At 72.9% G+C, this 9,296-nt stretch carries 9 protein-coding genes; 2 read left to right on the plus strand and 7 right to left on the minus strand.

Annotation, left to right across the window (positions count from 1 at the left end; genetic code table 11):
• The 7 genes from ABD908_RS25125 to ABD908_RS25155 all read right to left on the minus strand — a co-directional run.
• Positions 1–688: AAA family ATPase (locus ABD908_RS25125; RefSeq protein WP_345001225.1), on the minus strand; the 688-nt coding region annotated here is incomplete at its 3' end.
• Positions 685–1,836 (minus strand): metallophosphoesterase family protein, encoded by a 1,152-nt coding sequence (locus tag ABD908_RS25130; protein WP_345001227.1) that lies wholly within the window; start codon positions 1,834–1,836, stop codon positions 685–687. The genes ABD908_RS25130 and ABD908_RS25125, both read right to left, overlap by 4 nt.
• 121 nt (positions 1,837–1,957) lie before the next feature.
• Positions 1,958–2,758: a hypothetical protein gene (locus ABD908_RS25135; protein WP_345001229.1), complete on the minus strand. Its 801-nt coding sequence runs from the start codon at positions 2,756–2,758 to the stop codon at positions 1,958–1,960.
• Positions 2,758–5,757: a DEAD/DEAH box helicase gene (locus ABD908_RS25140; RefSeq protein WP_345001231.1), complete on the minus strand. Its 3,000-nt coding sequence runs from the start codon at positions 5,755–5,757 to the stop codon at positions 2,758–2,760. Before ABD908_RS25140 ends, ABD908_RS25135 begins: the two co-directional genes overlap by 1 nt.
• Before the next feature lie 7 nt (positions 5,758–5,764).
• Positions 5,765–6,688 carry a serine/threonine dehydratase gene (locus tag ABD908_RS25145; RefSeq protein ID WP_345001233.1) on the minus strand — a complete coding sequence of 308 codons (924 nt, stop codon included), beginning with the start codon at positions 6,686–6,688 and terminating at the stop codon, positions 5,765–5,767.
• Positions 6,685–7,305 (minus strand): GNAT family N-acetyltransferase, encoded by a 621-nt coding sequence (locus ABD908_RS25150; protein WP_345001235.1) that lies wholly within the window; start codon positions 7,303–7,305, stop codon positions 6,685–6,687. Before ABD908_RS25150 ends, ABD908_RS25145 begins: the two co-directional genes overlap by 4 nt.
• A 129-nt stretch (positions 7,306–7,434) precedes the next feature.
• Positions 7,435–7,869 carry an acyl-CoA thioesterase gene (locus ABD908_RS25155; protein ID WP_345001237.1) on the minus strand — a complete coding sequence of 145 codons (435 nt, stop codon included), beginning with the start codon at positions 7,867–7,869 and terminating at the stop codon, positions 7,435–7,437.
• A gap of 106 nt (positions 7,870–7,975) precedes the next feature.
• Here ABD908_RS25155 and ABD908_RS25160 point away from each other — a divergent pair, with 106 nt between their 5' ends.
• The gene (locus ABD908_RS25160) at positions 7,976–8,815 is read left to right on the plus strand and encodes a hypothetical protein (protein WP_345001239.1); all 840 of its coding nucleotides are present in this window, start codon (positions 7,976–7,978) and stop codon (positions 8,813–8,815) included.
• A 213-nt stretch (positions 8,816–9,028) separates the two neighbouring features.
• Positions 9,029–9,296, plus strand: a 268-nt coding sequence (locus ABD908_RS25165) for a 2-oxoglutarate dehydrogenase E1 subunit family protein (protein WP_425584408.1), incomplete at its 3' end; no start/stop codon positions are given.

Raw genomic sequence — 9,296 nt, forward strand, 5'->3', positions numbered from 1 at the left:
CGGCGTCGTGCGCCGAGCCCGCCGCGACCGCGCGCGACCGCGCCGCGGCGAGCTCCGCGGTCTCCCGTCCCGTCGCCGTGTAGTAGCGTGCGCGCTCCGCCGCGACCGCGTCGTACAGGCTGGTCGAGTCCGCCGTCCCGTCGTCGAGCTGCCCCTCACTCGCTGCGCCTACGGCGGCACTGCTCGCCCCGGTTCCGTCAGCACGACCCGCCGCGGCTACCAGCGCCTTCGCGAACGCCGCGCTGTCCCGCAGCGTCGGCTGCCCGGGCGACGGGCCCTGCAACACCGTGAGCGCGGCCAGCAGCTGGGCGTCGACGTGCGCCGTCAGCACTCCACGCACCCAGTCCTCCGCCGAGCCGCCCGATAGCTGCTGCGGCGCGGGGGCGAGCACCGTCACCGTCGCACTCGGGCGGCGGTGGTAGCGCTTCCCGTAGACGAACCGGTACGGGCCTACCGTGAGCTCGGCCTCCACATACGGTGCGACGTCGCGACCCGCGGGCAGCACCGCCTCCACCCGCTGCGACTTGGACGTCGCCTTGACCTCCAGCAGCATGTGCAGGGCCTCGAGCAGCGACGACTTGCCCGCCTCGTTGGGGCCGTGCAACAGCGTGACGCCCGTGTCGGCGAACACGACCTCACGCTCGGCCACGCCGCGGAAGTCGCGCACCAGCAACCTGTGCAGCCTCATCGACCCACCCCGCCCGCCAGCCGGTACAGCAGTGCCAGCGCGCCGGATGCGTCTGCAGCGCTGGTGTCGTCCGGCGCGCCGGCACCCGCGCGAGCGGCCACGACCAGGGTGTCGACAGTGGTCGCGACCGGCCCGGCCAGCGCGAGCGAATCGAACTCGCCGTCGCCCGGCAGCACCGCCAGGTCGGTGCGCTGCGGCCAGGGTGCGATGGCTGCGAACCGCGCGCGCAACGCGTCGAGCCGGTCATCCAGGTCGGCCTTCGCAGCGAGCGAGAGGGTGCCGGTGAATGCCGCTTTGACGACCGTGCGGTCCTTGTCGGGGAGCGCGGCCAGCTCGGCGGCCACGTGCGCGACGTCGGCCTCGGAGCCCACTTCGAAGGCGAACGATCGGAATGCCCACGTGCCCACCCGCACGGCCTCGACCTGTGCTGGCCGGTCCGGTGCGCAGTCGACCACCAGCACCTGGCCGGACCCCGGCTCGAGGTGGTCGAAGTTGGTCACCTCCGGCGCTCCCGAGTACCAGACACCCGGGCGGACCTGCGTCACGGAGTGCCGATCGCCCAACGCCACGTAGTCCAGCGCGCCCGCATCGACCGCGGCACCGACCGCGTCGATATCGATCAGCCGCTGGTCGCGGTGTCCCACGGACAGTGTGCCGCCGTGCCCGGCCGCGATCCGGACGACGCCGGGCTCGGCCGCGGGCGCCGCCTCGACCAACGCAGCTGTCAACGGGTCGCCGGCGGGGTGCTTGGAGAACCACGGCGCCGCGAGGATCTCCACGCCGGGGCGCACCTGCGTGATGCCGGCGCGGTCCAGCACGACGACGGTGCCGGGGCGATGCCGCTGGAACGCGTCGGACGTGTAGATCGACGCGGCGTCCAGCGGGTCGTGGTTGCCGGGCAGGACGTAGACGGGGCACGGCATGTCGGAGAGCCGGTCGAGGCAGCGCGCGACGATTCCGGGGGCGAGACGGTTGTCCTCGAACACGTCGCCGCACACCAGCACGAACTCGGCCTCGCGGCCCCGTGCGAGGTCGCCGATGCGGCTGACCGCGTCCAGGCGTGCGTCGGTGAACCGGGCCTGTGCATCGGCGTCGAGGAAGTGCCGTGTCATCCCGAGCTGCCAGTCGGCGGTGTGTACGAACCGCATCTCGCCACCTCCTCCCACCGTGGTCGTCGATTCCGTGGACAAGAGTAGTAAGGGGGTGCGACATGTTTCGCCACATGGCGCCTGACCTGTGGCGACGGCGTGTCGGGGTCCGTCCCGCCGGCTACCGCGGCTCGCGCAACCGGGCGTAGAGCTCGGCCAGTTCCTCGGTCGCCTGCACCGCATCGGCGGCGCGGGTGCCGGAGCGACGCAGGGCGGTCCGGAGCATGGCGGGGTCGAGCAGGTCGGTGGGATCGACCGGCGCGGGCTCGGGCAGCGGCGGTAGCAGCGTGCCGCCGCCGTAGAACATCGCCCGATCCCGCGCGACCGGGTCGCCACCGTCGTCGCCGGGCGGGAGGGCCGGTGCGGGTGGGAGCCGCGTCGGCGACGTGCGCGACGTGGTCGTGCGCGCGATGAGCGCGGCGAGCGGGACGCCGGCGAAGTCGAGCAACAGCGCCGGTTCCGCCGCCGCGGCCGCAGCGACCTCGTAGATGAGCGCTAGGGCGTGGGCGCACGCGCCGCTCGGGTCGGGGCAGGTGCAGTCGGCGCTGAGGTCGCCGGCCTCGGGCAGTACCAGCCCGCCGAGCGTCCGGCCCAGGTCGCCGCGGGCGACGGCCGTCAGCTCGCCGGTCGCGCCCTCGCCGGCGAGCACTGCCACGACGGTGTCGGGGTCGGCCACGGGGCGGGTCAGCTCGACGCCGAACGGGTCCAGCTGCGTACCCTGCACCGTGGCGCTCGCGCGCCCGTCGCGCACGGCGACCGAGTACACCGCCCGCTCGTTGTACAACCGCCGTGCGTACACCACCTTGCGCCGCTCGGTGCGGTCCTCTGCCTGCCGGATCAGTGCGCGAGAGAACCAGGTCGTGCCCATCTTGCGCTGCGGCGCCCGGCCTTGGCCGGCGGCACCCCCGCCCGCGCGCGCCATCAGTCGCCCACCGAGTCGTCGCGCAGCGCGATCAGCTCATAGAGCTCGTCGTTGCCCAGCTCGGTCAGCCACCCCGCGCCGACGCCGACGGTGGCGTCAGCCAGTGCGCGCTTCGCGGTGATCACGTCGTCGATGCGCTCTTCGAGGGTGCCCACGCACACGAACTTGCGGACCTGCACACGCCTGGTCTGGCCGATCCGGAACGCCCGGTCGGTGGCCTGGTCCTCCACGGCGGGGTTCCACCAGCGGTCGATGTGCACGACGTGGTTCGCGGCCGTGAGATTGAGCCCGGTACCGCCGGCCTGGACGGTCGCAAGCAGCGCCGGCGCGCCCGCCCCCGCCTGAAAGCGTGCGACCAGCGCATCTCGCTCGGCCCGGCCGACGCCACCGTCGAGCACCGGGACGTCGGCGCCGAGCACCGCGGTCAGCCACGGCTGGAGCAACCGCGCGAAGGCCGCGTACTGCGTGAAGAGGAGGGCGCGGTCACCGTCGGCCGCGACGGTCTCCAGGATGTCGGCGAGCAGCTCGATCTTGCCGGAGCGGTGCGCGCCGCGGCGCAGCACGGGCGAGCCGTCGTCCAGGTAGTGAGCGGGATGGTTGCAGATCTGCTTGAGCCGAGTGAGAGCCGCGAGGACCAGCCCACGGCGGGGCATACCGTCGGCCTCCTTCAGCTCGGCGGTGAGGCGGTCGAGAACCGCGCGGTACAGGCCCGCCTGCTCGGCTGTGAGGTTGGCGCGCACCACGAACTCGTCCTTGGCGGGCAGATCGGGGACGATCGCGGGATCGGTCTTCTCGCGGCGCAGCACGAACGGCGAGGTCAGGGTGTTCAGTCGGCGGATGGCGGCCGGGTCGCGGTCGCGCTCGATGGGCAGGGCATACCGGTTGCGAAACGTGCGCGCCGACCCGAGCAGCCCGGGATTGACGAGGTCGATCACGGCGCGCAGATCCTCGAGCCGGTTCTCGACGGGGGTGCCGGTGAGGGCGACGCGGTGCCTCGCGGGGATGGCGCGCAGGGCCCGCGCCTGGGCGGTGTTGACGTTCTTCACGTGCTGCGCCTCGTCGACCACCAGCCGCTCCCAGCCCGTTGTGGCCAGCAGCTCACGGTCTCGCGCGGCAAGCGCGAAGGTGGTGATCACCAGGTCGGATCCCGTTGCGGCCGCGGCGAACTCGCTGCCGGTGCGACGCCCCGGCCCGTGGTGGACGGTGACCCGCAGGCCCGGCGCGAAGCGATGCGCCTCCGCCGCCCAGTTGCCCACCACCGACATCGGGCACACCAGGAGCGTGGGGCGCGCCACGTCGGGTCGCCCGGACTCGCGTTCGCTGCACAGCAGCGCCAATACCTGCACCGTCTTGCCCAGGCCCATGTCGTCGGCGAGCACCGCTCCGATCCCACCCTGCGACAACGCCGACAGCCAACGCAGGCCACGCAGTTGGTACGGCCGCAGTGTCGCCGCCAGATTCGACGGTGCCGGCACATCCGCCGCCTCGATCGTCCCGCCGCGGTACACCGTGTCCAGCCAGCCGAGGCCGTCGACGGCGGCGAGCGGCGCGGGGAGCGCCTCCTGGTCGGCGATCAGGGCGAGCAGCCCGCCGAGGTCGCCGGACATCCCCGCCTCCGCGGCGGCCCGCTGCTGGGCCACGAAGCGCGCGGCGTGCGTGAGGGTGGAGCGGTCGGCACGCACCCAGCGGCCGCGCACCTGGACCAGCCCCGAGCTTGCGTCGGCGAGAGCCGCGAGCTCGTCCGCGGTGAGCACGGCATCACCGAGCGCCAGCTGCCACACGAACTCCCGGATCTCTCCCAGGCCCGCCGCCACCGTCAGCGCGGTACGGCCCGGCTGCTCCCGTCCCTGCAACCGCAACGCGGGCCGGGCACGCGCGATCGACGTGGGCAGCAGTACCTCGAAACCGGCGACGGTCAGCGCCTCACCACCCTCCTCGAGCACCCGCTCGGCCTCCTCGCTGGTCAGCTCGAAGTCGAGGGAGAAGTCGTCGTGGCGCATGGCCTTGAGCGGCGGATATGCACTGAGCGCGCGCGCCAACTCACCGGTGAGGTCCTCGAGCTCGGCCGACCCGATGCGGTCGAGCGCCACCCGCTCGGGCGGTGCGCCGTCCACCCGTCGGCACACCTGCAGCCGCCACAACGCCGCCCGGTCCGGATCTGCGCGGTAGCGGTCGAACGCCGCGTCAACCCCGCTCTCGGCGCCGATCGCGTCGGGCGGGCCCGCGGGCTCCACGAGCCGGAACACCAGCGACGTCTCCGTCGCGCGGACCGTTCCCGCCCACTCGGCCCAGGCCGCCGCCGCGCCCACGGCGTCCGCGGTGTGTGGCCCGGTCAGCGGCTCCCCCTCGGCCAGCGCACGCAGCGGCGGCGCCGCGATCCAGTCCCACGGGCCGTCCCCGAGCCGGGCGCGGCACAGGTGGTCGCAGATCTCGACCGCCAGGTCGAGCACCGCCGCGAGATCACCGTTGCGACGAATCGACTCGGGGGCCGCGCCCGCGGCGGCGCGGGTCCACACCCGCCACGCCAACGTGTCGAGCGGTGCCCAGCGCAGCAACCAGTCGCCGTCGGATCTGGTCAAGGCAGGCGCCACGGAGCCGGCCCCGACGAACCTGGCGACCGACGCGGCGACCCACCACAGGTACTGGAGATCGGGTGCACCGTCACCCGGGCCCAGCGCGAGCAGCAGCCGCGTCGCCCGCCCGGGGCCGACGGTGACACACGGCACCGCCTCTCGCCCCACCGGCGCGACGACGGTGACCGAACGATGCGGCGACCGCGCCCCCAGCAACTCCCGGACCGGCGCAGGCAGGGCCGCGAGATCCGGCGTCGCCGTGGGTCGACCCTCCGGGTCCTCGAAGTGCAGGGTCAGGCCCGCGCCCGGCCGCCACAGCGCGTGCACCGACGCCGACACCGTCTGCGGGGCAGTGCCTGCCGTGCCCGACGGCACGGGCACGCCCGCAGTGCCCGACGGCACGGGCACGGCAGCGCGGGCACTCACGGCGGGCCTAGTCGCGCGGCGTGTTGGCGCCGCACAGGAGAACCGCCACCCGCTCGCCGGGCTCTGGCCGGTACGCGCCCGACATCACCGCGGCGTAAGGAACCGCCGAACCGTACTCGATGAGGATCCGCCGCTCTGCCCACAACTCGTCGCGCGCCGCGATGGCGTCCTCGTCGCTGACCAGAACCGACTCGACGCCTGCGGTGCTGGCCACCTCGAAGCCGATGTCGCCCAGCCGGGGCGCGCCGAGGCTGTCGACGGCGATCCCGTTGAACGGCACGTCGACGGGCCGGCCGGCGCGCAAAGCGGCGTCGAGGGTGGGACAGTCCTCGGTCTCGACGCCCACGACACGGACGCCGTCGCGCCCCGCGGCGCGGAGCCCCAGCACCACGCCTGCGAGCAGGCCGCCGCCCGCGACCGCCACCAGGACCGTGTCGAGGCGATCCACCGCAGCGACCAGATCGAAGGCGAGGGTGCCGTTGCCGGCAGCCACCTCGCGCTGGTCGTACGGATGAACGAGGACGGCTCCGGGCTCGTCCGCGTCGACGGCCGCCGCGTCGAACGCCGCCGGAAGGTCGGCCACCTGCACGACGTCGGCGCCCAGCTTCGACAGGCGGATCACCTTCTGGGTCGGTGTGATGCTGGGCACGAACACCCGCGCCGGCACGCCGAGGGTGCGCGCAGCGAGCGCGGCACCGACCGCGGTGTCGCCGCCCGACGCCGCGACGACCCGCCGCACCGGGCCCTGCGCGGCGGCCGCGAGCAGCATGTTGAGGGCACCCCGATACTTGACCGTGCCTCCGAGCTGGAGGTATTCGAGGTGAAGCAACACGTCGCTGCCGGGGATCTCGAGCGTGGGCGTGACGACCACCCGACCGGCGAGACGCTCGCGCGCGGCCAGCAGGTCGACCGTGCTGAGCAGAGCGGTCACGGCGTCACCGCGTACTCGGCCGCCCGGTACCGCAGCCGGTGCCGCAGATGCGCACGCACCGACGGCCACTCGTGGCGCAGGATCGAGAATAGGACGGCGTCCTGCAACGCGCCGTTGCGGTATCGCCGGTATGAGCGGAGCACCCCGTCCTGCTTCGCCCCGAGGCGCGCGATGGCCTCGCGGGACTGCACGTTGGCCCACTGCGTGCGGAAGCCGACGCACTCACACCCCAGCACATCGAACGCGTGCCCGAGCAGCAGCAGCTTGGCCTCGGGATTGGTACCTGTACCGTGCGTCGACTGCCTGTTCCAGGTGTAGCCGATCTCGAGCCTCGGCACATCGGGATCGATGTCGTAATACGTGGTCATGCCGAGCACCGTGCCGTCCGTGGCCAGCGCCGTGAACGGAATCATCTGCCCCGCGTCCTGCAGTGCCAGGCGCCGGTCGATCTCGGCCGACAGCCCCTCCGGACTCGGCACCGACGTGTACCACCGGTCCCACATCCGGCCGTCCTCGAGCGCCTCGGCGAGGCCCGCCGAATGAGCCCTCGCCAACGGCTCGAGCCGCACGAGCCGCCCCTCCAACGTGACCGGCTCGATCGGTTGCGCAAACGTCATGATGCCTCCGATCTCTGTTCGCCTGTGGACCTCCGACATTAGCGGCGACCTCCGACAGACTTCCGGCACGGGCGGGCCGAGCACGCCCAGGCCTGCCCGTCACCGCAGGTCAGCGGCGCACGGCGCCCCTCACCGAGCCAGGCGCTCCACGGCCGCACGGATACCGTCGGGCAGCGGGGCAGGACGCCGGCTCGTCCGGTCGACGAAGACGTGTACGAACCAGCCCTCGGCCGCAAGGGGCGGCCCGGCACCGTCCGCCCCGCCCGCATCGAACAGCGACACCGCGTACCGGACATGGGACACGCCGATCCTGTCGACCGCCAGACCGGCGCGCACCGTGCCCGGGAAGGCGAGCGGCGCGTCGTACCGGCAGTGCGACTCGACACACAGCCCGATCACCGCCCCGGTGTGGATGTCCAGGCCGCCCTCGGCGATCAGGAACGTGTTGATGACGGTGTCGAAGAAGCTGTAGTACACGACGTTGTTGACGTGTCCATAGACGTCGTTGTCCTTCCATCTCGTGGGGATGTCGAGGGTGTACGCGAACTCCGCTGGGCCGGTCACGCCAGGCACGCTATCGCTAGTTGTCGGCAGGTGGTGGTATCCAGGAATCGGAATGACGGACACAATCGAGCGGCGACCGCCGGTCGGTCCGTCACGAGGAGGCATCATGGCTCGCAACCGCGCCGAGCGCCGCGCCGCCGACCGGGCAGCCCTGCAGCTCGTCCAGACCGGTCAGTCCCCCGCGCCGGCCCAGCCCAGCGGCGGGTCCGGCCGGGCGATCGGACCCATCATCGACCGCGCGGCGCGCCTGCAGGCGCCGGCCGTCGCGAAGTATGTGGGCAAGATGCGCACCGATCACCCGGACGACTCGCCCGAGCAGCTGATCCGCCGGCTCGAGCGACGGTTCCTGCTGACGGTGACGGGCACCGGCGGCGCCGCGGGCGCCACGGCAGCGGTCCCGGGCGTAGGCACCCTGACGGCGATCGGCACCGTGGGCGCCGAGACCGTGGTGTTCATGGAGGCGTCCGCGCTGTACGCGCTGGCAGTCGCCGAGGTGCACGGCATCCCCATCGAGGAGCGCGAGCTGCGCAGGGCCCTCGTGCTGACCGCGGTGCTCGGCGACGCGGGCCTCGGCGCGCTGCGCGACACCGTGGGCCGCAAGAACGCCAACCTCATGAACCTCAAGAAGAACCCGCTGCAGGTGCCGACGCTCAGCAACCTCAACCAGCAGTTGATGAAGATGTTCACGAAGCGTTTCCTGGCCAAACGCGCGCCACTGATGCTGGGAACGCTGTTGCCGGCCGGTATCGGGCTGGTCGTCGGCGCCGGGGGCAACCGCGCACTCGGAAGATCTGTGATCCGTAACACCCGGCACGCGTTCGGGCCGGCACCCACGGCATGGCCGGTCACCGTCGAGGGGTCCGTACCGCCCGGCGGCGGACCGAGCGGCACCACCGAACCGGGCCGATCGGACCACGGTCCGGATCTGGCGCCACCGGCTGGATGAGCCGGGAACACAGACGACGCAGGGCTCGTTGCCCATGGGTGGATGATCCTCGCCGAGCAGGCGGAGCGTGCACTACCCTGAATGAGCGGAACCCGCCACGCCCACCGTCAGCGTGGTGAACAAATTGATCGTGATGTGGAATCGAGGCGAGACACTGCCGTGAGCAGCAGTTCTGTATCGGAGTTCGGCCAGAACGAGTGGTTGGTCGAGGAGATGTACGAGCGGTTCAAGGCCGACCCCTCATCAGTGGACCCCAGCTGGCACGAGTTCCTGAAGGCGTACACGCCGGGCGGTACCCCCGCAGCAGGCGACAGCGCCGCCCCCACCCCCGCTCCGGCCGCCCCCACCCCCACCCCCGTCCCTGCGAAGCCGAGCAGCCCGGCTCCGTCGGTTCCCGCAGCGCCGTCGGTTCCCGCAGCGCCGTCGGTTCCCGCTGCGGCGAAGGCACCGGCCGCCGCGCCTGCGAAGGCGCCGGCACCCG

Source organism: Tsukamurella soli (assembly GCF_039541155.1).
In the GTDB taxonomy this organism is placed as follows: domain Bacteria; phylum Actinomycetota; class Actinomycetes; order Mycobacteriales; family Mycobacteriaceae; genus Tsukamurella; species Tsukamurella soli.

What these genes read in the sequence shown, in the direction of transcription:
- ABD908_RS25130 (WP_345001227.1), bottom strand. Translation starts at nt 1,836, where the DNA reads ATGCGGTTCGTACACACCGCCGACTGGCAGCTCGGGATGACACGGCAC.
- ABD908_RS25135 (WP_345001229.1), bottom strand. Translation starts at nt 2,758, where the DNA reads ATGGCGCGCGCGGGCGGGGGTGCCGCCGGCCAAGGCCGGGCGCCGCAG.
- ABD908_RS25150 (WP_345001235.1), bottom strand. Translation starts at nt 7,305, where the DNA reads ATGACGTTTGCGCAACCGATCGAGCCGGTCACGTTGGAGGGGCGGCTC.
- ABD908_RS25160 (WP_345001239.1), top strand. Translation starts at nt 7,976, where the DNA reads ATGGCTCGCAACCGCGCCGAGCGCCGCGCCGCCGACCGGGCAGCCCTG.